The 22694-nt window shown below is 69.9% G+C and carries 18 protein-coding genes; 7 read left to right on the top strand and 11 right to left on the bottom strand.

The genetic code is table 11. The features are described 5' to 3' along the window. Nucleotides 1-39 precede the first annotated feature (39 nt). Nucleotides 40-1248, top strand: a complete 1209-nt coding sequence (locus tag ACIBBB_RS22225; RefSeq protein WP_398984539.1) for a dipeptidase — start codon at nt 40-42, stop codon at nt 1246-1248. 39 nt (nt 1249-1287) lie between these two features. Here the strand turns inward: ACIBBB_RS22225 and ACIBBB_RS22220 are convergent, their stop codons facing one another. Beyond that, complete coding sequence (locus tag ACIBBB_RS22220) at nt 1288-2634, bottom strand: UDP-glucose dehydrogenase family protein (RefSeq protein WP_398984537.1); 1347 nt, start codon at nt 2632-2634, stop codon at nt 1288-1290. 229 nt (nt 2635-2863) lie between these two features. On the opposite strand from ACIBBB_RS22220, the gene ACIBBB_RS22215 reads away from it, so the two are divergent. Continuing rightward, the gene (locus ACIBBB_RS22215) at nt 2864-4036 is read left to right on the top strand and encodes an acyl-CoA dehydrogenase family protein (RefSeq protein ID WP_398984535.1); all 1173 of its coding nucleotides are present in this window, start codon (nt 2864-2866) and stop codon (nt 4034-4036) included. A 208-nt stretch (nt 4037-4244) separates the two neighbouring features. Here ACIBBB_RS22215 and ACIBBB_RS22210 read toward each other — a convergent pair whose 3' ends face one another. The 4 genes from ACIBBB_RS22210 to ACIBBB_RS22195 all read right to left on the bottom strand — a co-directional run bounded on the left by ACIBBB_RS22210 (nt 4245) and on the right by ACIBBB_RS22195 (nt 7444). After that, entirely contained in the window at nt 4245-5075 is an 831-nt protein-coding gene (locus ACIBBB_RS22210; protein ID WP_398984533.1) for a helix-turn-helix domain-containing protein, read from the bottom strand. Beyond that, the gene (locus tag ACIBBB_RS22205; protein WP_398984531.1) at nt 5072-5596 is read right to left on the bottom strand and encodes a DUF6879 family protein; all 525 of its coding nucleotides are present in this window, start codon (nt 5594-5596) and stop codon (nt 5072-5074) included. Before ACIBBB_RS22205 ends, ACIBBB_RS22210 begins: the two co-directional genes overlap by 4 nt. Next, nucleotides 5580-5771: a hypothetical protein gene (locus tag ACIBBB_RS22200; RefSeq protein WP_398984529.1), complete on the bottom strand. Its 192-nt coding sequence runs from the start codon at nt 5769-5771 to the stop codon at nt 5580-5582. The genes ACIBBB_RS22205 and ACIBBB_RS22200 overlap by 17 nt, the downstream gene beginning before the upstream one ends. A gap of 395 nt (nt 5772-6166) precedes the next feature. Then, nucleotides 6167-7444, bottom strand: coding sequence for an LCP family protein (locus tag ACIBBB_RS22195; protein ID WP_398984527.1), 1278 nt, complete (start codon nt 7442-7444; stop codon nt 6167-6169). Nucleotides 7445-7563: 119 nt separating this feature from the next. On the opposite strand from ACIBBB_RS22195, the gene ACIBBB_RS22190 reads away from it, so the two are divergent. Continuing rightward, complete coding sequence (locus ACIBBB_RS22190) at nt 7564-8112, top strand: acyl-CoA thioesterase (protein ID WP_398984525.1); 549 nt, start codon at nt 7564-7566, stop codon at nt 8110-8112. Between the two features lie 19 nt (nt 8113-8131). Here the strand turns inward: ACIBBB_RS22190 and ACIBBB_RS22185 are convergent, their stop codons facing one another. Next, nucleotides 8132-9520, bottom strand: coding sequence for an LCP family protein (locus ACIBBB_RS22185; RefSeq protein ID WP_398984974.1), 1389 nt, complete (start codon nt 9518-9520; stop codon nt 8132-8134). A 349-nt stretch (nt 9521-9869) separates the two neighbouring features. Between ACIBBB_RS22185 and ACIBBB_RS22180 the strand changes: the two genes are divergently transcribed. After that, nucleotides 9870-10901: a glycosyltransferase family 2 protein gene (locus tag ACIBBB_RS22180; protein ID WP_398984523.1), complete on the top strand. Its 1032-nt coding sequence runs from the start codon at nt 9870-9872 to the stop codon at nt 10899-10901. A 115-nt stretch (nt 10902-11016) separates the two neighbouring features. Here ACIBBB_RS22180 and ACIBBB_RS22175 read toward each other — a convergent pair whose 3' ends face one another. From ACIBBB_RS22175 to ACIBBB_RS22160, 4 genes are all read right to left on the bottom strand, one after another. Next, nucleotides 11017-12756 (bottom strand): LCP family protein, encoded by a 1740-nt coding sequence (locus ACIBBB_RS22175; RefSeq protein ID WP_398984521.1) that lies wholly within the window; start codon nt 12754-12756, stop codon nt 11017-11019. An 83-nt stretch (nt 12757-12839) separates the two neighbouring features. Continuing rightward, nucleotides 12840-14729, bottom strand: coding sequence for an LCP family protein (locus ACIBBB_RS22170; RefSeq protein WP_398984519.1), 1890 nt, complete (start codon nt 14727-14729; stop codon nt 12840-12842). A gap of 225 nt (nt 14730-14954) precedes the next feature. Further along, complete coding sequence (locus ACIBBB_RS22165) at nt 14955-16358, bottom strand: LCP family protein (RefSeq protein ID WP_398984517.1); 1404 nt, start codon at nt 16356-16358, stop codon at nt 14955-14957. A gap of 179 nt (nt 16359-16537) precedes the next feature. Further along, nucleotides 16538-17302 (bottom strand): TIGR03089 family protein, encoded by a 765-nt coding sequence (locus ACIBBB_RS22160; RefSeq protein ID WP_398984515.1) that lies wholly within the window; start codon nt 17300-17302, stop codon nt 16538-16540. Nucleotides 17303-17439: 137 nt separating this feature from the next. Between ACIBBB_RS22160 and ACIBBB_RS22155 the strand changes: the two genes are divergently transcribed. From ACIBBB_RS22155 to ACIBBB_RS22145, 3 genes are all read left to right on the top strand, one after another. Further along, complete coding sequence (locus ACIBBB_RS22155) at nt 17440-18711, top strand: peptidoglycan recognition protein (protein WP_398984513.1); 1272 nt, start codon at nt 17440-17442, stop codon at nt 18709-18711. A 62-nt stretch (nt 18712-18773) separates the two neighbouring features. After that, the gene (locus tag ACIBBB_RS22150; protein WP_398984511.1) at nt 18774-19856 is read left to right on the top strand and encodes a sugar phosphate nucleotidyltransferase; all 1083 of its coding nucleotides are present in this window, start codon (nt 18774-18776) and stop codon (nt 19854-19856) included. A 504-nt stretch (nt 19857-20360) separates the two neighbouring features. Then, nucleotides 20361-21380, top strand: a complete 1020-nt coding sequence (locus tag ACIBBB_RS22145) for a DNA-3-methyladenine glycosylase family protein (protein WP_398984509.1) — start codon at nt 20361-20363, stop codon at nt 21378-21380. Nucleotides 21381-21399: 19 nt separating this feature from the next. Here the strand turns inward: ACIBBB_RS22145 and ACIBBB_RS22140 are convergent, their stop codons facing one another. Continuing rightward, on the bottom strand, nt 21400-22689 hold the full coding sequence (locus ACIBBB_RS22140; protein ID WP_398984972.1) for a coenzyme F420-0:L-glutamate ligase: 1290 nt from the start codon (nt 22687-22689) through the stop codon (nt 21400-21402). Between the last annotated feature and the right edge of the window lie 5 nt (nt 22690-22694).

Below are 22694 nucleotides of genomic sequence, written 5' to 3'. Positions count from 1 at the left end.
CGGTGGGCGTACTGCCTTCGCACCCCACGGAGCCTCGTCATGGCAGATCTGCAGGACGACCCTTACGACACGGACACGACAGCCGCGGCCGGTGATCTCGACGCGACACCTCCGCATCCGGCTTCCGAGACGGTGACGACGACGGACACGGCTTCCGTGGCCACACCCGCGTCGTCCGCGGAACGTGCCCGCGTGCTGCTGGTCTCGCACCCCGTCGTCGACGGCCACAACAGCCTCGCCCCCACGCTGCGGCGCCGCGGCGCCGGCCACAGGCACGACCTGGAACAGGGCGACAGCTTCCTGGACACCGACATGCCGCGGATCAAGGCGGGCGCGCTCGGCGCGCAGTTCTGGTCCCTGGAGGTCGACGCCGACGAGGTCCGTGAGGGCCGGGCCGTCAGCACCACCCTGGAGCTGATCGACCTCGTACGGGACCTGATCTTGTCCTACCCGGAGAGCCTGCGCCTCGCGCTCGGCGCCGGGGACCTGGCCGACGCCCGCAACTGCGGACGTGTCGCCTCGCTCCTCGGCCCCGTCTCGGGCCCGGCCATGGGCGACTCGCTCGCCACGCTGCGCGCCTTCCACTTCCTCGGCGTACGCTCCCTCGCCCTCGCCGGCGCGCGCTGGGCCGAGGACGGGCTCAGCCGCTTCGGCCACGAGGTGGTGCGCGAGCTGAACCGGCTCGGCGTCGTCATCGATCTGTCCGGCACGTCAGACGAGACGATGCGCGCGACCTTCGCCGTCACCAAGGCACCGGCGATGTTCTCCCACTCCGCCGCGCGCGCCCTCGGGGACCGCCCCGACGGCGGCGTCCCGGACGACATCCTGACGCTGCTCGGCGCCAACAACGGTGTCTGCATGGTGAGTTTCGCGCCCGACCAGTTCGCGCCCGACCAGCTCTCCCGCGATCAGCTCACCCGCGAGAGCAAGAGTCCGTCCCTCACAGAAGTCGCGGACCATGTCGAGCGGGTACGGGACGTGGCGGGCCCGGAGTGCGTCGGTCTCTCCGGGACGTACGGCCGAGAGTCGGGGACGCCGCACACCGTCGGCCTCGAAGACACCTCGTGCTACCCGCAGTTGATCACCGAACTGCTCGACCGCGGCTGGGACGACACCGCCATCACGGATCTCACCTGGGGCAACGCGGCCCGCGTGCTGCGCGACACCGAGTTCCTGGCGCGCGCCGCCCAGCAGCGGCGCTCGCCGTCGACGGTGACGATCGGGGAACTGGACGACTCCCGCCGGTAGTTGGGTGTCACCCGCGCGCGGGAGCCGTGCCGGGCGGCCTCAGGCCCTCGGCCGGCCCATCGCCCGGTACGTCCAGCCCGCCCCGCGCCACACCGCCGGGTCCAGCGCGTTGCGCCCGTCGAGGATCAGCCGCCGCGTCACGGCCCCGCCGAGCTCCGCCGGGTCCAGCTCGCGGAACTCGCGCCACTCGGTCAGATGCAGCACGACATCGGCGCCGCGCACCGCATCCAGCGCGGACTCGGCGTAGCCGAGCGTCGGAAAGAGCCGGCGCGCGTTGTCCATGCCCTTCGGGTCGTACACGGTGACCTGGCCACCCTGGAGATGGATCTGCCCGGCCACGTTGAGCGCGGGGGAGTCCCGTACGTCGTCCGAGTCCGGCTTGAACGTCGCGCCGAGGACCGCGACCCGCTTCCCGAGGAACGACGAGTCGGCGCCGACCGCCTCGCGCGCCAGCTCCACCATGTGGCCGCGGCGCCGCATGTTGATCGAGTCGACCTCGCGCAGGAACGTCAGCGCCTGGTCGGCGCCCAGCTCGCCCGCCCGCGCCATGAACGCCCGGATGTCCTTGGGCAGACAGCCGCCGCCGAAGCCGATCCCGGCGCGCAGGAACTTCCTTCCGATGCGCTCGTCGTAGCCGATGGCCTCCGCCAGCTTCACGACGTCACCGCCGGCCGCCTCGCAGACCTCGGCCATCGCGTTGATGAAGGAGATCTTGGTGGCGAGGAAGGAGTTCGCGGCGGTCTTCACCAGCTCGGCGGTCGGGAAGTCCGTCACGATGAACGGCGCCCCCTCCCCGAGGGGAGTCGCGTACACCTCGCGCAGCAGCTTCTCCGCGCGCTCGCTCTCGGTGCCCACCACGATCCGGTCCGGGTGGAGCGTGTCCTGTACGGCGAAGCCCTCCCGCAGGAACTCCGGATTCCAGGCCAGCTCGACCCCGCCGCCCGCCGGCGCCAGCTCGGTGAGCCGCCGCGCGAGCCGCTCCGCGCTGCCGACGGGCACGGTCGACTTGCCGACCACCAGTGCCGCCCGGCCCAGCTGCGGGGCCAGCGAGTCGAAGGCGCTTTCCACATAGCTCATGTCGCACGCGTACTCGCCGTGCTTCTGCGGGGTGTTCACGCAGACGAAGTGGACGTCGCCGAAGGCGCCGATCTCCTCCCACGAGGTGGTGAAGCGCAGCCGGCCGCTCGATCCCTCGATGCCCGCGACATGCTTGCGCAGCAGGTCCTCCAGGCCGGGCTCGTACATCGGGACCCGCCCCGCCGACAGCATCTCGATCTTCTCGGGGACGACATCGAGCCCGAGGACTTCGAAGCCCAGTTCCGCCATGGCCGCGGCGTGCGTGGCGCCGAGGTAGCCGGTACCGATCACAGTGATCTTGAGGGCCATGTCGTGCTCCTGGGAGTGCGGTCGGGATGCGGTGCGCCCGGCGTGCGATCGCGGCTGCGATCGCACCGTGAGTGCGCGGCCGAGCATAGCCCCGCGCTCCGGACGCCCTTTCGGTCGCCCGCACGGCAAGGTGCGGAAGCTGTCGGAAAACTCACGTACATCGCGGCGCCCCGGACCTCTAAAATTAGTGTTACTTAACGGTAGTTATCATTCAGGGGAGTGGAAGACCGTGGCCGGATCGGCTGATTTCGACCTGTACCGCCCGTCGGAGGAGCACGACATGCTCCGGGAGGCGGTGCGTGCGCTCTCCGAGGCGAAGATCGCGCCGTTCGCCGCCGCGGTGGACGAGGAGGCCCGCTTCCCGCAGGAGGCGCTCGACGCGCTGGTCGCCGCGGATCTGCACGCGGTCCACGTCCCCGAGGAGTACGGCGGCGCCGGGGCGGACGCCCTGGCCACGGTGATCGTCATCGAGGAGGTCGCCCGCGTCTGCGCGTCGTCCTCCCTGATCCCGGCCGTGAACAAGCTCGGCTCGCTGCCGGTCGTCCTCTCCGGCGGTGAGGACCTGAAGAAGAAGTACCTCGGCCCGCTCGCCAAGGGCGACGCGATGTTCTCGTACTGCCTCTCCGAGCCGGACGCGGGTTCCGACGCCGCCGGCATGAAGACCAAGGCCGTACGGGACGGCGACGGCTACGTACTCAACGGCGTGAAGCGCTGGATCACCAACGCCGGGGTCTCCGAGTACTACACGGTGATGGCTGTCACCGACCCCGGCCGCCGTACGAAGGGCATCTCCGCCTTCGTCGTCGAGAAGGGCGACGAAGGCGTCTCCTTCGGCGCCCCCGAGAAGAAGCTCGGCATCAAGGGCTCCCCGACCCGTGAGGTCTACCTCGACAACGTCCGCATCCCGGCCGACCGCCTCATCGGCGCCGAGGGCACCGGCTTCGCCACGGCGATGAAGACCCTGGACCACACCCGCATCACGATCGCGGCCCAGGCCCTCGGCATCGCCCAGGGCGCGCTCGACTACGCGACGGGCTACGTCCAGGAGCGCAAGCAGTTCGGCAAGCCGATCGGCGACTTCCAGGGCGTCCAGTTCATGCTCGCCGACATGGCGATGAAGCTGGAGGCGGCCCGCCAGCTCACCTACTCGGCGGCGGCCCGCTCCCAGCGCGTCTCCGACGGCGGCGACAAGGAACACCTGACCTTCTTCGGCGCCGCGGCCAAGTGCTTCGCCTCCGACGTGGCGATGGAGGTCACGACGGACGCGGTCCAGCTCCTGGGCGGGTACGGCTACACGCGCGACTACCCGGTGGAACGGATGATGCGCGACGCCAAGATCACCCAGATCTACGAAGGCACGAACCAAGTGCAGCGGATCGTCATGGCCAGGAACCTTCCGTAGCAGGGTTTTTGCAGGTCGGAGTAGTCGAACGTGGAGCGGGCGTTCTCGCGGGCTACCGATATGGACAGGCAGTCAGCGCAACCGGGTTTGGGTGACGGCTCGCGAGGTGGCCCCGAAAGGAACGTCCATGCTGTCGCGTGGGTTCCAGGACCGGAAGTTCTCTCTTCGCTCTCCATGGCACCATCTTCGGCGGGCTACCGATGCGGCTCTAGCCTGTTTCCTGTTCCCGCGAAAAGTCGTTGCGGATACCTTCGACCAGGCCCCGCATGTGGTCACCCGACAATGCCACTCGTTCGAATCCCTCGAACTTCTCGACGTAGAGACCAACGTCCCGTGGGTCCGTTACGACCACCTCAGCGTGGACGGTCTCAACCGTGACCATTCGATCATCGCGGATGACGAACGCATGATTCGCAATGTCGCGCTGCTGAATCCGCAACGGGACTACGCGGATGTCCACATGAGACAGGCGGGAAATGGAAACGATTCGGTCGAGCTGTGCCGCCATCATCTGTGGCGGGACAATGCGCCACCGCAGGACAGGCTCTGTGATTATGAACCGCAGCGACTTGGCCTTGTCGTAGAGGACCGCTTGACGTTCAAGCCTGCCGTTGACCGTCCGGGAGAGAGAGTCCTCACTCGGATTGTGCCGTTGGAGAACGGCGCGGATGTACTCCGGCGTCTGGAGCAAGCCCGGCACCAGGGCAGGTTGGAACAGTCGGAGCGTGGACATCTGGGCTTCAAGGGCCTTGGCGGCTTGCTGGCCCTTGTGGACTCCGATGCGCTTCAACAGGCGCCATGCCGTTGCCTCCGTTGCCGACGCCCGCGCAGCCTCGGTGTACTCCGCCTTGACCTCGTCCGAGACACCGATGGCGGTCAGGATGCGCTCTACGTCCGTCGCGCTGGCCGCGAGCTTCGCGTTTTCAATCTTGGACAGCTCGGACGGAGACATGAGGGCGCTGCGGGCCACCGCTTTGGCCTCCTTGCCGGAAGCTACTCGCAGGGCCCGCGGCGCGGCCCCAAGCTGTGCTCTGTTCACGCCCCGTACTTGGCCCACCATTCCGTGAACGGTTCCGCGTGGGTGAGTGCGGCGTCACGGTGCCCGGCGAATTCCGCCGTTCGTTCCGATGACAGAACTTCCGAGCCCCGGTATTTTCCGGCGCCGTCGTAGTTCATCACGGCTACGGACTCGGAGTCGAAGAGCCAGAAGTCAGGTACGTTCTGTAGGGGGTTCGTCTTGTCGGTGAAGTCCAGAATGAAGAACTCCTCACCTCCGGACATGTTCTTCTGGTACCCCCACCCGAGTTCGAACCTAAGATAGTCCGTGAGCGGGCGGCGCAGAATGTGAACCCGGTAGACCTGTTTCCCTTTTCCGGTGTGTGAGCGGAGTTCTTCGACCCAGCCCGCGTTGTAGTTGTCCGGCTGCGGCTCCCCGGCCAGGAACGCGTGACAGGCATCGACGTTCCCCGACTTGCTGTAGTCGTCGAGGGTTTCGAGTCGGAACGCCTCACGCTGGAACGTGTCGAAGAGGTCGCCGAGGGTCCTAGATGAGGTTGTCACGGATGGCCTTCTGGATCAGTTCCATCGGGATCTCGACCAGGGTTTCGTGAGCGGGAATCTGAAGCCCGTGGTCGGTCGGAGACTCCCCCTGAACCAAGAGCGTGCCGCGATCCGTCGCGTAGATCGTCGGGCAGTCTTTGATGTCGCACGTGCTGACCAGCTTGGTGACCTTCATGGTCTGGGTTTCCCTCCCCCGTGCTGCCAGTACCCCGCATCTGGGTTGACGCTCCCGAGGCCAGGGCGCGCGGATCAAGCGATCACGGTTGACGGAACGGGAAACCGCGTAACCTCCCCGGAGCCTGCCGCTCCTCCGACCGGTCGGGGAGGCTGCCGCCAGTACCGCGCCGACCTGGGCAGACTCTTGACGATCATGGGGAAATGCCGGGGAGGGCTCTACCAAGAGGGGTGTCCGTGCAGGTCAGCGCCGTATGACCCGTATAGCACCCAGATCTACGAGTGCACGAACCAGATCCAGCGCATCGTGATGGCGCGCAACCTGCCGTAGGCCCGGCCTCCGTACAACGAAAGGCCCCGGCCCGTGCGGGCCGGGGCCTTTCGTCGCCGGCGGCCTCAGTTCGAGGTGACCGTGACCTTCTCGTCGTTGTTCAGCTGCTCCACCAACTGCTTGACCTTGGCCTTGTCCCAGACCAGGTTCCCGCCGGTGCTGCCCGAGATCGGTATGTTCATCGACTTGCCGTCGCCGCCCGTGACGCCCTTCATCGCGAAGAACATCTGGCTCAGCGACCAGAGTGACATGTCCTTGTCGACGATCAGGGTGTCCAGGCCCGCGCCCATCGTCGGGTAGAGCTTGAACGGGTTGAGGACGGTGCCGGGCGTGGCCGTCTGGGAGGCCAGGGCCGCCAGGAACTTCTGCTGGTTCTTCGTACGGTCCAGGTCGCTGCCCGCGAACGCGTACCGGGTACGGACGAACGCCAGGGACTGCTCGCCGTCCAGCGTCTGCTTGCCCGCCTTGAAGTCGGCGCCCGACTTCTCGTCCTTGAAGGCCTTCGGGATGTCGAGCTCGACACCGCCGATGGCGTCCACGATGTTGGCGAAACCCGCGAAGCCGATCTCGACGTAGTGATCGATGCGCAGACCGGTGTTGAACTCGACGGTACGCACGAGCAGTTCGGGCCCGTCCTCCGCGTACGCCGCGTTGAGCTTCGTCTGGCGGCCCTGGTTCGGGAACAGCTTCCCGGACTCCGAGCCGCGGAACGACGGGATCACCACGTTCGAGTCACGCGGCAGCGAGATCAGCGTCGGGCCGTTGGAGCCGTCGTGCAGGATCATCATCGAGTCGGTGCGCTTGCCCTCCGCGCTGCCCGTGTGGAGATCCTTCTTCTCCTCGTCGGACATGCCCTCACGGCTGTCGGAGCCGACGATCAGATAGTTCGTGCCGTCGCCCGCCTCCGGGCGCTCGATGACCTTCGAGAGGTCGACCTCGCGCTTGAGCTTGGAGTCGGCCCAGAAGTAGGTGCCTATGGAGACGACGAGGAAGACGACGACCAGGGAGATCGCGGTGATCTTGATACGGCGCCGCCAGTCCGGTGCGTGGCCGGGCGGGTAGCCGCCGCCGTTGTCGTACGACCCCTGCGGAGGTACACGCGGCGGTCCGCCCTGACCCCGGTCGGCCGGGGCGCCGTAGACCTGGCCGGTGTTGTAGTCGCTGTTGTACGGGGGCGGGTCGTACCCCCCGTCGTACCCCTGCGACGGCTGCTGCGGGACGGCGCGCCGCTGCACGTGCGGCATCGCGCGTACGCCTTCGGGCCGTCCGCCCGCGCTGCCGCGTCCGTAACGCTCGCCGCCACGGTCAGCGCGGTCGCCGTTCCATCCGTCAGGATCGTTCATGCGGACCAGTGTGCGGCTCGGAGGTGTCACGCAGACAGGGGTGGAGGAAAATCACAGCATCCCTGTTGCCAAGCTGATGCAATGCGGCCCGTCACGGACCCCCGCATAGGGTGGAGGGCATGACAGACCAGGCCGTCCGCCCCGAGACAGATATTCCGGGTAAGCCCACCTCAGCGTCCCGCACCACGCTCAGCCACATCATGAGCGGCAGCGACACCAACCTTCTCGGCACGGTGCACGGCGGCGTGATCATGAAGCTCGTCGACGACGCCGCGGGCGCGGTCGCCGGCCGGCACTCGGGAGGGCCCGCGGTCACCGCGTCCATGGACGAGATGGTGTTCCTGGAGCCGGTGAGGGTCGGGGACCTGGTCCATGTGAAGGCCCAGGTCAACTGGACGGGACGGTCGTCCATGGAGGTCGGCGTACGCGTGCTCGCCGAGCGCTGGAACGAGTCGACCCCCGCCCAGCAGGTCGGCAGCGCCTATCTCGTCTTCGCCGCCGTCGACGCGGACGGCAGGCCCCGCCCCGTACCGCCGGTGATCCCGGAGACCGAGCGTGACAAGCGGCGCTACCAGGAGGCGCAGATCCGGCGTACGCACCGGCTCGCCCGGCGGCGTGCGATCAAGGAGCTGCGGGAGAAGCGGGCCGCCGACGGGATCGACGACTGACGGAGCCCGTAGGCGGTCGTCACGGGCACACCACCTGGTCGCCCGTCACCGCACCGAACTCGCCCTGGTGCACATCCTCCGCCCGCACCGGCCGTACCGTCCTGTAGTCCTTCCCCGCCATCACCTTCAGCGTCGCGCCCTGCCGGGGCACCGGCTTCAGCTCGCAGCCCGGCAGGGCGGCCGCCAGGGACTTCGCCGAGCGGTCCCAGCGCGGGTCGAACAGCACCTGCGTACGCGTCACCTCAGGTCCGGTGTGGTTCAGTGGGGCACGCGTCGTACGGAAACCCGTCGCGCGCAGGGCGCCGTCCACGCGCTGGCCCAGACCGTCCCCCCGCGTCGCGTTGTAGACCTGCACCCTGATCTGCTGCGGCGACACCTCGACCATCGTGGCCGGCGGCTTCGGGGCCCCCGGCCGGCGCGGTCCCGCGGGGGCCGCGGGCGTCAGCGGCTTGTCCTCGCGCAGCGCCCGGAAGAGCTTCTTCGACTTCACCGGGTCCCACTTCAGCGTCGACCCGATGCCCTTGACCGGGAAGCCTCCCTCGGTGACCGGCACCGACGTGAACTCCGACGACGCCGGGGTGAAGTCGCGCATCGCCTTGCCGAGCGTGAGCATCTCCCGCGTACCGAAGCCCTTGTCCGCCCGGACCGAGTCGAGCATGGTCGAGGTCACGCCGCGGAGCTTCACCGGGTTCAGGAGCACACCGCTGCTGGTGGCCTGCTTGATCAGGGCGGCCATGAAGCGCTGCTGGCGCTGCATCCGGCCGAGGTCGGACGAGCCGTCGAGATAGCGGGACCGTACGTACTGGAGAGCCTTGCCGCCGTCCAGTTTGTGCGTCCCCGCGCTCAGGTCGAGGCCGGTGTGCGAGTCCTTGAGCGGCTTGGCGGTGCAGATCTCCACCCCGCCGAGCGTGTCGACCGTCTTCATGAAGCTGGTGAAGTCGATCTCCAGATAGTGGTCGATCTTCACGCTGGTCATACTCTCGACGGTCCGGACCGTCAGATGCGGGCCGCCCTCCGCGTACGCCGCGTTGAGCTTCACCGGGTGGGGCCCGTGCTTCTCACCGGTGTTCCCGTCGGTGTGCGAGGGCAGCTGCGCGTAGCTGTCGCGCGGCAGGCTCACGACGCTCGCACGCTCACGGTCCTCCGAGATGTGCACGAGCATGATCGTGTCGGTGCAGCGGCAGGGAGCGCCGCCGAGCCGGTACTTCTCCCGCTCCCCCTTGGTGATCTTGTCGCGGCCGTCGGTGCCGACCAGGAGGATGTTCATGCCGTGACCCCCGTCGGGGCGGTTCTTCATGTCCTTGAACGGGTCCACCCGGCCGATCCCGGTGTCGAGACTCGTCACGACGGCGTGCCCGATGCCGCCCGCGCCGAGTACCAGCACCGAGAGCGTCGTGGCCACCCGCATCCCCCAGCGCGGCCGTCCGGGACGGCCCGGACGCCCGTTCCGCCGTCCACCGCGCACACCGCGGGCGGCGCCGGCGGTCCGCTCGGACCGGACGCCGGTCTGCGCCGGTCCGGGCCGGCCGGCGGGCCGGGGGCGGGGGGAGCGGGGTGGTGGGGGCACGGGGGGACACCTCCGCGGGTGACGGGAACGACTGGACTGCCGGGTGACGGGGCGAAGGGCGACCAGGGGACGCAACGTAGGCCCATACGATCAGCAGCCTTGCGCTGAGCCCGCCCGACGCGCGCCGGGGTCCCCCATTCGCGGTAACGTGGCGTGCCAGAACCCGCCTCCCGGACGCCCGAAGGATCACATGCCCGCCCAGCCCCCAGCCGTGTCCGTGATCATGCCGGTGCTCAACGAGGAGCGCCATCTGCGGAACTCCGTCCGGCACATCCTGGAGCAGGAGTACGACGGCGAGATGGAAGTGGTCATCGCGCTCGGCCCCTCCACGGACCGTACCGACGAGATCGCGGCCGAACTCGTACGTGAGACCGCGGACAGCGCCCGCGCCCGGGTGCAGACCGTGCCCAATCCGACCGGCCGCACGCCGGCGGCGCTCAACGCGGCCATCAAGGCGTCCAAGCACCCCGTCGTCGTACGCGTCGACGGCCACGGCATGCTCTCGCCGAACTACATCGCGACCGCCGTACGGCTCCTGGAGGAGACGGGCGCGCAGAACGTCGGCGGCATCATGCACGCCGAGGGCGAGAACGACTGGGAGCACGCCGTCGCGGCGGCGATGACCTCCAAGATCGGTGTCGGCAACGCGGCCTTCCACACGGGCGGCGAGGCGGGGCCCGCCGAGACCGTGTACCTCGGCGTCTTCCGGCGCGCGGCGCTGGAGCAACAGGGCGGCTACAACGAGGAGTTCGTCCGCGCCCAGGACTGGGAGCTGAACTTCCGGATCCGCGAGGCGGGCGGCCAGATCTGGTTCTCGCCCGAGCTGCGCGTCCAGTACCGGCCGCGGCCGTCCGTCCGGGAGCTCGCGAAGCAGTACAAGAACTACGGCCGTTGGCGCCATGTCGTCGCCCGCTTCCACTCCGGCTCGATCAATCTGCGCTACCTCGCGCCGCCGGTCGCGGTCTGCGCCAACGCGCTGGGCGTCGTCGTCGGTCTGGCCCTCACCCCCTGGGCGCTGATCGTCCCCGGCGGCTATCTGGCCGCGATCGTCGCGGGCTCGATACCGGCGGGCAGGGGCCTGCCGCTCAAGGCGCGGCTCCAGATCCCGCTCGCGCTCGCCACGATGCACATGTCGTGGGGGTTCGGCTTCCTGACGAGCCCGCGCTCGCTCGCCAAGAAGGTCATCGCGAGCCGCCGCCCGACGGTCGGGCAGACCGCCTGAGCAAGGCCGTCACGTGCGGGGCCGTTGCGTACGACGCCGTCACGTAGGACGCCGATACGAACGAAGGAGCCCCGGGCGCGTCGCCCGGGGCTCCTCGTCGTACACCGGCTCCCGGCTAGAAGGTGAAGCCGGGCTGGATCTCCATGCACTCGCTCTCGTCGGCCCCGTTGAGCGCCCGCGCCGTGTCCGGCGTCTTGGTCTCGTCCGGCGCGGCCGACTTCGGGTAGGTGTCACCCGAACGCCAGTCGGCGCCCACGACCACTGTCACACCCGACACGTCCGTCGACTTCTTCGCCGAAGAGACCGGAATCCCGAGGGACTTGGCGACCGCCTGCGCGTCACCTTCCAAGTCGGCGCTGGGGAACAGGACTTGAGTGCGCTCGGTGGGATCGGGCGTCGCGTCGGACACGGCCTTCGTATAGCCCTTGCCGACGAGCAGCCCCGCCACCGCGGTGGCCCGCTGCGGCGTCGGCGCCTGCGTGGCGCTGCCCGTGCCGTTGCGTACGAGCACCCCGGTGTCGGCCGGAACCGCCGCCGGGTCCTTGGTCTCGGCCGGGGGCTTGCGCTTGGACGCCTTGCCGTCGAGTGGCACGTCGTCGCGGACCATGGTGAACAGCTGCTCGGCGTCGCCGGGCTTCGGGAAGACCCGCCCGGCCTCGGTGCCCTCGCCGTACACGTTGGGCATCGTCGCCATCGTGATGCGGTTCGTGGGGACCTTCTTGAGCTCTTCCGCCAGGTCGTACAGCTTCTTGACGCCGCCGAGGCCCTTGTCGACGGTCAGTGCGTCGGTGGCCGCCTCGGCGAGGCTCATCAGCTTTCCGGGGTCGGTCAGTTTGGCGCCCTTGCGCAGCTCCCGGACCATCGAGTTCATGTACATGTGCTGGGCGTGGGTCCGGGCGAGGTCGCTTCCGTCCTCGAAGCCGTAACGCGTGCGCAGCCACTGCAGGGCCTCCTCGCCCTGGATGATGTTCTCGCCCTTCTCCAGCTTCAGCCCGGAGCCCTTGCCCTGGGCGTTGCGGGAGTGGACGTTCTCCTGGACGCAGACCGGCACGCCGCCGATGGCGTCGGCCATCGACACCACGCCCGCGAAGTCGATCATCATGAAGTGGTCGATGGTGATGCCGGTCAGCTCGTACCAGGTGGCCACGGTGCAGCCGGGACCCCCGCGCCCCAGGCTCTCGTTGGTCTGTACGTTGAGCGTGCTCGCCTGGTAGACCTCGCCGGTGTCCGGGTCCGTGCACTTGGGCATCTTCAGCATCGTGTCGCGCGGCATGCTGACGACCGACATGTTGCTGCGGTCGGCCGAGACATGGAGCAGCATCTGTACGTCGGCGAGAGGCGTGCCGCCGAAGGTCTCCTTGGCACCGCCGAGTTTCTGGTTCTCCTTGGAGTCCCGGGCGTCGGAGCCGATGAGCAGGATGTTGAGCGGGGTCTGGCCCGCGGAGTTGGCCTTGTGGTCGGCCATCGGCTTGTCGCCGAGCGTCAGGTCTTCCTTCTTGAGCTTGCCGTCCAGATGGCGGTAGTAGAGGTATCCGGCGCCGGCCGTGCCGAGGATCAGCAGGGCGAGGACGGCGGAGACCCAGAGAAGTATTCGGCGCTTGCCGCGGCGGTTGCGCGGGCGTGAGCCGTTGCGGCGGGGACCGCCCCTTCTCTTCCCGCCCGAGCGGTCACCACCGTCGGCGGCGCTGTCGCCGGAGGGGGAGGCGGAACCGTCACCGGGACCGGTGCCGCCGTTCGCTCCGCCTGACGCCCCGTCAGCACCGGCAGCGTCACCCGCGCCGTCCTCGTACAGACTGTCGTCCCAGCCCAACTCGCGGGCGTGCGGGACGCGTTGCCGCGTCCCGTTTCTGCGCATGCTCTGCCCCACTCCGTACCCCCCTACCCCTGTCGTTCAGGCGCTCCACACGAGTCGGGGCTCCGGGCCTGCCGGAGCCGGGCTCACTTGGCGCACACTTGCTTGTCCGCTTCCACCTTCTGCACGCCTTCCGGCGCCTTTGCCGGACCGACGATCGGAATTCCCGCGCCCTTGAAGTCCGCGCCGAGGGTGAGGGTCATCGCCTCAAGCCCCACGGCGTCCTCCGTGCCCGGCTTCATCGCTTCGGCGGGAAGGCCCATCATGTCCGCGAGACGGCGGGCCTGGTCGGCCTGGTTCGGCGCGTACTCCAGCGATGTCTTGGCCAAGTCCTCGGGCGCGTTGCCCTTATTGGTGGACTTGTCGACGCCTTCCTCGTTCTGCAGCCAGGCGAGAGTCTCCTGGGCGGAGCCCTGCGGCCCGCCACCGTTGAACACATCGACCCTGACATCGCCGGGGTCGGCCTTGGTTCCCTTCAGGAGCGCCGCCTGCTTGCTCTTGGCGGCCTTCTCCTGCTCCTTCACCTCGGTGAGGGAGGTGTCGCTCTGCATCATCGCGAACAGCGGCTTCGCCTGCGCCTCGTTGACCACGACCGTCGCCTTCACGACCTCGGCCGGGTTGTCTATGACAGGCAGCGTGGTGAAGCTGATGTTCTTCGGATTGACCTTGGACAGCTCCATACCCAGGTCACGCAGCTTCTCGATGCTGCCGATGCCCGTGTCGACCGTGAGCGCGTCGGTCGCCGCCGTCGCCAGGTCCCACAGCTTCGCGGGATTGGTCAGCGTCTCGCTGGACTTCATCTTCCGGATCAGGGAACCCAGGAACTGCTGCTGGGTCTGGATCCGGTCGAGGTCGCTCTCGTTGCCGAAGCTGTGCCGCGTACGGACGAAGGCGAGAGCCTGCTCGCCCTCGATCACATGCTTGCCCTTGGTCAGCTTCAGATGTGAGTCGGGGTCGTCGACATCCTTGGCGACGCACACCTCCACACCGCCGACCGCGGTCGTCAGCGTCTTCACCGCGTTGAAGTCGGCCATCATGAAGTGGTCGACCGTCAGGCCGGTCAGCTCCTTGACCGTACGCATCGTGCAGCCCGGGTCGCGCTCGGACTGGCCGAGGCTGGTGTTGAACCGGACGCCCTGCTCGCCGGGGATGACCTTCGTGCCTTCCTCGGTCTTCGTCTCGCAGTCCGGGATGTCGGTGATCAGGTCGCGGGGGATGGAGAGCGCGGTCGCGTTCGTCCGGTCCTTGGAGACATGGAAGAGGATCGTGGTGTCGGCGTGGCCGACACTGTCCTTGTCGCCGTAGCTCTCGTTGCCGGCCCCGGTGCGCTTGTCGGTGCCGATCACCAGGATGTTGACGGCCTGGTCCTTCTTGAAGCCGCCGCTGCCCGCGCCCTGGACGTCGATCGTCTTGATGTTGCCGTTGAGCTCCTGGTACGCGTAGTAGGCCGCGCCCGCGCCGCCGATGAGGACGAACGCGGTGATGCCGCCGGTCCAGCCGAGGACCTTCTTCTTACGGGACTTGGGCGGGGCCTTGCGCTTGCGGCGGCCCGCGGCGGTGGCCCCGCTGTCGGCGTTGTTCGCGGCGCGGCGGCCACGCTGACCGGGTACGTCGCGGCGGGACGTACCCGAAGCGCCCCCGGAACCCGAGGAGTTACGGGCGCGGGGAATGCGCCCGCCGGCGCCGTCGGTCGCGCCGTCGGCTCCGGCTCCGGCTGCCGCTCCGGCGCCCGCTCCCGCGGCGCCCGGCGCTCCGCGTTCCCTGGCGGATCGGCCGCGCGGCGAACCGTCGTCCGTGGGAGAGGCGTTTCTGGAACGGCGAGGGGTGCCGGACCCGTTTCCCGCATCACGGGAAGGGGCGGACGACTGCCCTTCGGAGTGGTTCAGTCGCAATTCGTAATTGCCGGTCTGCGGGTTGAGTACCCACTGGTCGGCGGGGTCGATCCCGCCCGACTCGCCACGGCTATGCGCATCCACGGTTGCTTGAGTCCTCCGTCGGTGCCACGCGAAGCGCCCCTTCCCCCAAAGGCGCTCGGTCTTTCGATCCGGCAGTGCGCGACCTCACGGTCCGATGAAGCCGGATCGAGTCACACTATCCGCCCAGTTCAGCGTCGAGTGACGCCGGTGACAAATTCGACTCCTCTTACAAGGGGGCAATCTGCTCAATCGTCATAGACTGTCGACGTCTTCTTGGTTTTCCTTTTACTCGCACAGTCCGGCGGCGGCATTTGTGCCCGGAAAACTCGGGGTCGCAGTGGCGTTCGGCGATCCGGGGTCGTCCGGCTTCTCATCTGTTTTCGAACTTCCCTCGTCACGCTGTGTGGACTCCTTCTCCCCGGCGGGAGCGATCGAGACGGGCTCGTCCTTGCGCAGTTGCGAGAAAAGCCGCCCCGCGTCCGGCTGTACGAGTTCGTCACGATTCGGATCATTGACATAGGGCTGGCGCGGTACTGTCATGAACTGCACCTTTTCCGTCGGTACGTTCCGCAGGCCGCGCGCCAGGTCGTACAGGTCCTTGAGTGTGTTCAGACCGGGGTCGGTCGTCAGCGACTTGGTCGCCGCGTCCAGCACCGGATACAGCCGTGCGGGATTGAGCAGAACACCGTTGCTCTGCACCTTCCTGACGAGCGAACCGAGGAACTGCTGCTGGCGCTCCATACGTTCGGTGTCGCTGCCGTCGCCGATGGTCTTGCGGGCCCGTACGAAACCGAGGGCTTCCTCACCGCTGAGGGTCTGCTTTCCGGCCGGCAGTTTCAGATGCGCGTCGACGTCGTCGACGGGCTGCTTGAGACAGACATCGACACCGTCGACGGCGTCCACCATGTCCTTGAAGCCGCTGAAGTCGATCACCATGTAGTGGTCGATGCGAATGCCGGTGAGCTTCTCGACCGTACGGATCGAACACGCCGTACCGCCGAACTGGAAGGCCCAGTTGAACTGCGCGGACTGCTCCTTGGAGCGTCGGCCGTCCGAGGTGAGGCAGCGCGGGATCTCGACCATCAGGTCGCGCGGGATGGAGACGGCGGTCGCGCTCTGCCGGTCGGCGGCCAGGTGCAGCAGGATCGTGGTGTCGGAGCGCTGCGAGCCGCCGTCGTCACGGCCGTACTTGCCGTTGCCCGCGCCCGCGCGGGTGTCGGAGCCGATGAGAAGGATGTTCTTCGCGTCGACGGCGATGGGGCGGGGACGTTCCTTCTCGTACGTGCGCAGCTCGGCGGCGGCGGTCGTGTCGGTGGTGATGTTGCCGTCGAGCTTCTGGTAGAACCACCAGCCGACCCCGGCGGCGGCGAGGACGACGACGGAGGTACCGAGGGCGGTCCAGCGGAGCCAGTGGCGTTTGCGGGGGGTGGCGGGGTCGGGGTCGTCGGGGTTGCCGGGAGCCTCGCCCTTGGCGGAGCCGCCGTCCGCGCCGCTGGCGTCAGCGGCCTCGGGCGAGGGCTCGTCCGGCCCGGCTCCGCCGTCGCCGCCGCTGTTGTTCGCGTTCTCGTCGGCGTTCTCGTTCGGGTGCGCGTCGCCGTCGGACCCGGGCGACGCGGTCGGCGGCTCGTCGTCTGCCCGGGGGTCCGGTTCGGGCGGCGTGCCAGCGCTGTCGGTCACGGCGAAGTCCATCCTTCATGGCGTCGGCGGCGTACGGCTCCGCCGGTTTCAGGGGTAGACGGCTGAATCGCACACTTGGTTGTGCACTGAACTAGAACTACCGACGATCATCTACCGGAGGCGGGGTTCGGCGCCGGAACCCGTCGGGCCATCGGGTCACCGTGTCGCCGACCGGACGGTAACCCGAACGCTCAGCCCTTGCCCTCCGCCGTGGCCGTGACCCGCTCGCTCTCGACCCGCTTGGCCAGCCCTTCCGCCGACAGCTGGTCCAGATTGCGGCAGAGCACCACCGACGAGCCGGCGGCGAGCGGTGCGTACAGCCCGGCCGACAGCCCGTTCCACGTGTCGTACGGCTTACCGGACAGCAGCCGGGTGCCCGGCGCTGTCAGACCGAGGGCCGCCGCGTCGGCGCGGGAGCGCTCGACGACCTGGGCCGCCGTCAGCTCCGTACCCTCGACGACGAGCGCGGGGGCGTCCGGGTCCACCGGCTCGAACGGCGCGAAACGGTCCCCCTGGCCGGGTACCTCGACCGCGTAGTCGGCGAAACCGTCGGGCGTCCGCGGGAAGCGGCCGCCGAGCGGACGCAGCGCGAGGGCCAGCCGTTCGCCACGGCAGGCGCGGGCGGCGTCCAGCGTGTCGGGGCCGGTGACGACGAGGTCCGCGCCGGCCGGGTCGCCGCCGATCTCGACGGTCACGCCTACCGAGGAACAGGCGAGCAGCCAGACCGCGGTCTGCCAGTGCGCGGGCAGCAACAGCGCGAGCCGGTCGCCGGGCGCGGCGGCGAGGTCGCCCTGGAGGAGGTTGGCGGTCTTGGACACCCAATTGGCGAAGGTGGCCACGGACAATTCCACGCGTTCACCGGTGGCATCGTCGTAGAAGGTGACCAAGGGGCGGGCCGGATCCGTGGCGAGGGCGGATCGCAGCAGGTCGGCGGGGGTGCGGTCGCTGGCGTTCACCCGGGCAAGGGTACGCGGGGCGGCCGGGCGCACACCGCCGTACCGGTGACGCCGTCCACCGCTTGGTCCGATGGTCCGTCAGTTTCCGCGGGTGCTCCCGGAAGGCGGGTACGGCCCTCCGCCCGCACGATCGGAACATGCGTGCATTCCTGACTTCCTCGATCGGCGTCGCGTGTGCCGCGGCACTCGTACTCCCGCTCTCCCTGCCCTCCGGGGCCGCCGCGGCCCCCCAGGACGCCCGGGCGGGCTCACCCGTGCCGGGCTCCACCGCGTCGCTGCCACTGGCCCCGCTCAACTCCGAACGCTCCCCCGGTGAAGCCACCGAGCAGGGGCTGCCCAAGCAGGACGTCCAGCCCTTCTCGCTCGTCGGTGTCGTCTGGGACGACGCGGACGCCGAACTCCACGGCTCGGTCCAGGTCAGAAGCCGGTCGGCCGAGACGGGCGACTGGTCCGGCTGGCAGCACCTTCAGACGCACAACGCCGAGCACGGCGCGGACCGCGGTACGTCGGAACGTGAGTCCGGCACCGTGCGGGGCTCCACGGCGCCGCTGTGGGTCGGGCCGTCGGACGGTGTCCAGGTACGGGTCCAGGCGGACGAGAACCCGGACGCCGGCCCGGAGGTCCGTCCCGTCCGCCCGCCGCTGCCGCACGGACTGAGCCTGGAACTGGTCGACCCGGGGGAGGCGCCGGAGCAACTGCCGGTGAAGGAGGCCGACACGTCGCGCCGCCAGGCGGTCGTGGCCGACTCCGACAACCCGGTGACGGCTGAAGGCGGCGGCACGGGAGCCGTCGCGAAGCCGTACAAGGCCCCGCGCCCGAAGATCGTCTCGCGCAAGGGGTGGGGCGCGAACGAGAAACTGCGTGAACGCGAGTTCGGCTACACGAAGACGGTGAAGGCGGTCTTCGTCCATCACAGCGCGACGGGCAACAACTACACGTGCAAGCAGGCGCCCTCCGTCATTCGCGGTATCTACCGCTACCACGTGACGAGCAGCGGCTGGCGGGACATCGGCTACAACTTCGCCATCGACAAGTGCGGAAACGTCTACGAGGGCCGCGCCGGGGGCGTGACGAAGCCCGTCATGGGCGCGCACACGCTCGGCTTCAACACGAACAGCACGGGCATCGCCGTCCTCGGGTCGTACTCGACCGTCAACCCGCCCGCGGCCGTGACGACGGCGGTCGCCAGGCTCAGCGCCTGGAAGCTGGGGCTGCACGGGATCAACCCGAAGGGCAAGGTGACGATGACGTCGGGCGGGAGCAACAAGTACAAGAAGGGCAAGAGGGTGAGCATGAACGCGGTCTCCGGTCACCGGGACGGGTTCGTGACCGACTGTCCGGGCAACAGGCTGTACGGCAAGCTCGGCGCGGTTCGGGTATCCGCCGCGAAGTACCAGGGACGCTCCTAGACTGGCCCGGCCCCCCCGGCACGGGGGACCGCCGACCCCAGCAGGAAGCAGAGACGAACAAGGTGACTGAAGCGATCCTCCTGGTCGGTGGCAAGGGCACCCGGCTCCGGCCGCTCACGGTGCGTACGCCCAAGCCGATGGTCCCGGCGGCCGGCGTCCCGTTCCTCGCACACCAGTTGGGACGGGCGCGGGCGGCCGGGGTCGAGCACATCGTCCTCGCGACGTCGTACCTGGCCGAGGTGTTCGAGCCGTACTTCGGGGACGGCTCGTCCCTCGGCCTTCGTCTGGAGTACGTCACCGAACGCGAACCGCTCGGCACCGGCGGCGCGATCCGTAACGTCGCCTCCCGCCTGGACTCCGGCCCGGACGACCCGGTGCTGATCTTCAACGGCGACATCCTGACGGGCCTGGACATCGGCGCGCTGGTCGACACCCACGCGTCGTCGGGGGCGGACGTCTCGCTGCACCTGACGCGGGTCGAGGACCCGAGGGCGTTCGGGCTGGTGCCGACGGACGACGACGGCCGGGTCACGGCGTTCCTGGAGAAGCCGCAGACGCCGGAGGAGATCGTCACCGACCAGATCAACGCGGGGGCGTACGTCTTCCGCCGCTCGGTGATCGACTCGATCCCGACGGGCCGCCCGGTGTCGGTGGAACGCGAGACGTTCCCGGGCCTGCTGGAGTCGGGGGCGCATCTGCAAGGCATGGTCGACTCCACGTACTGGCTGGACCTGGGCACCCCCCAGGCGTTCATCCGCGGCTCGGCGGACCTGGTCCTGGGCGTGGCCCCGTCCCCGTCCGTCCCCGGCCGCTGCGGCGACCGCCTGATCCTCCCGACGGCCACGGTCGCCCCGGACGCGAAGCTCACAGCGGGCACGGTGGTCGGCGAGGGAGCGGTGATCGCGGAGGGCACCCGCATCTCGGGCAGCGCGATCCTCCCTCACGCGGTGATCGGCCCCGGCGCGGTGATCACGGACTCCCTGGTGGGCGCGGGAGCCCGCGTGGGAGCCCGCACGACCCTGTCGGGCGCGGTGATCGGAGACGGCGCGACGGTGGGCCCGGACAACGAACTCCACGAGGGAGCCCGCGTCTGGTGCGACACGACGCTCCCGGCCTGCGCAATCCGCTTCTCGTCGGACGAGTGAGGGAGGCGGGACCGGGGACGTCCCCCGGTCCTGCCCGGTGGTACGGCCCTTTGTCCGGGGTCCGGCGCGGCGCGGCCGTGTCCCGGAGCAGGGGGTCGGCGCGGCGCGGCCGTGCCCCGCAGCTGACCCGGCTCGGGGCGGGCGCGGGCGGCTTCGCCCGGCGTCGCCGGCGCGTTTGCCCCCCCACGGGGCCGGAGTGCTGGCGCGGTTCCGGTCGGGCGTGGGCGGCTTCGCCTTGTGCCGCGTCCCCACGGGGCCGGAGTCCTGAGCTGGGGTGCTGGCGCGGCTCCGGTCGGGCGCGGACGGGCTCTTTGTGGCGCTCGCCCGGCGCAGCCGTGGCGTGTGCGCAGGGCGCCGGCCCGGCGCGGCCCGCACCCTCGCTTCCCCGGCACGGGGGTCCGGGGGCCGTGGCCCCCGGTTTCGGGCCGGGGCGGGGTTGGGGAAAAGGTCCCGCCCGGCACCGCCTACCCTCTTCACAGACCCCGACCCCCAAGGACCCTCCCCGTGGCAGGCCGCTTCGCCCCCCGCCCCCGCACCGCCACCGCCCTACCCACCCCACGGCCAAGCCGCCCCGCCACACCCCCCAAGACCCGCCTCTGGGCGCCGGACGGGGACTTCGAGCTGGGGCTCGCCCTCGGGCCCCTCCGGCGCGGGCCCGCCGACCCCACCTTCCGTCTCTCTCAGGACGGTTCCGCCGTCCGTGCCACCCGGACCCCCGAAGGGCCCGGCACCCTGCGGGTCAGGGCCGGCGACGCCGTCGTGCGCGCCGAGGCGTGGGGCCCCGGCGCGGACTGGCTGCTGGAGCGGCTGCCCGAGATGCTCGGCGCGTCGGACGACCCCGACGCCTTCGTCCCGCGCCACAGACTCCTCGCCGCGGCCCAGCGCCGCCGCCCGGGCCTGCGCCTGTGCCGCACGGGCCTCGTCATGGAGTCGCTGATCCCGTCGGTCCTGGAGCAGAAGGTCACGACGATCGAGGCGAACCGATCCTGGCGGCACCTCGTACGGAAGTACGGCGAGCCCGCCCCCGGCCCGTACGGCGACTCGCCCGACGGCCGCCCCGACGGCCGCCGTGACAGCCGGATGTACGTCATGCCCGACCTCCGCACATGGGCCATGATCCCGTCCTGGGAGTGGCACAAGGCGGGTGTCGACGCCAAGCGCTCCGACACCATCGCGCGCGCCGTCCGCGTCGCCCGCCGGCTGGAGGAGGCCACCACCATGGAGCCCGAACTCGCCGCCGCCCGACTTCAGTTGATCCCCGGCATCGGCCCCTGGACCTCCGCCGAGGTCCTTCAGCGGTCGAACGGCGCCCCCGACGCCGTCACGGTCGGCGACCTCCATCTGCCGGGCATCATCGGCTACGCGCTCGCCGGCCGCCCCGACACCGACGACGCCGGGATGCTCGAACTGCTGGAGCCGTACGCCGGCCAGCGCCACCGTGCCGTACGGCTCATCCTCCTCACCGGCCGTACGCCACCACGCCGCGCCCCCCGCATGCCCGTCGGCAGAATCGCCCATCTGTAGCCATCAGGCAGCGGACACCTCAGCGCACCGAGATGAAGTCCTCCGCCGCCCGCCCCGGCCGCTCCTTCGGCTCCGCCGCCGCGTGCCCGACCGCCACCGCGCCCATCGGGTCCCAGTTCGGGGGCAGTTGGAGCACGTCCCGTACGACATCGCGGCAGAACATCGTCGACGACACCCACGCGGAGCCGAGCCGCTCACCCGCCAGCGCCACAAGGAAGTTCTGCACACCGGCGCCCGTCGCGACCACGAACATCTCGCGCTCCGCCGTGTCGCGCCGCTCGTCCCCGTACGTATGCGCGCCGTCCGCCACCAGGCACGGCACCACCAGATAGGGCGCCGCGCGCAGCACGTCCCCGCGCCGCACCCGCCTGGCCACGGACTCCTCCGACTTGCCGTCGCGGCGCAGGTCCGCGATCCACGCGTCCCGCATCGCGTCGAGGAGCCGGACGCGCGACTCGGGCGACTCCAGCAGTACGAACCGCCACGGCGTCGTGTGATGCGGCGCCGGCGCCGTCACGGCCGCGGCGACCGCGCGACGTACCGCGCCCGGATCGACCGGCTCGTCCGTGAACTCCCGGACCGTACGCCGCTGGGTGACCGCTTCCCGTACCGCCTCGGACGTCCCGAGCCGGAACATGTCGTCGGCCGCGACGCGCACCATCGCCCGCGCGCCGTCGGCCGATTCGCCCACCAACTGCGCCAGGCCCCTCACCACCGCCACCGGCAGCCCGGCGGACTTGCCCTTCACCAGGTCGCCGGCGGCGGCCAGTTCGTCGGCGAGAGCAACGACCGTCGCGCTCAGGGGATTGCCGTGCGCGTCCGTGCCGCCGCGCAGATCGTCCATGACCCGCACGCCCGCCGCGCCGATGGCGACGTCCGTCAGCCCGTTGCGCCACGGCCGGCCGAAGGTGTCGGTGACGATCACACCGACGTCCACGCCCAGCGCGTCCCGCAGCCCGTCCCGGAGGGCACGAGCGGAGGCGTCGGGGTCCTCGGGCAGCAACAGCACCGTCCCGGAAGGGGTGTTGGACGCGTCGACTCCCGCCGCGGCCATCACCAGCCCCTGCCGGTTCTCCACGATCCGCAGCGGCCCGCGCCGCGCGACGACACGGACGGTCTCCGCGTCGATCGCCGCCTCGCGGTCCTGTGCCTCGACGATCCTGCCCTCGGCCTTGGACACGATCTTCGACGTGACAAGGAGGATGTCGCCGTCGACCAGACCGGGCCCCGCCGCGACGATCAGTTTCGCGAGATCGTCGCCCGCGCGGACCTCCGGCAGCCCGTCGAGCGCCCGGACGCCGTACGACATGGGCA

This window comes from Streptomyces sp. NPDC051217, from assembly GCF_044455465.1.
Taxonomy (GTDB): domain Bacteria; phylum Actinomycetota; class Actinomycetes; order Streptomycetales; family Streptomycetaceae; genus Streptomyces.
This window is presented reverse-complemented; position numbering and strand designations above follow the sequence as displayed.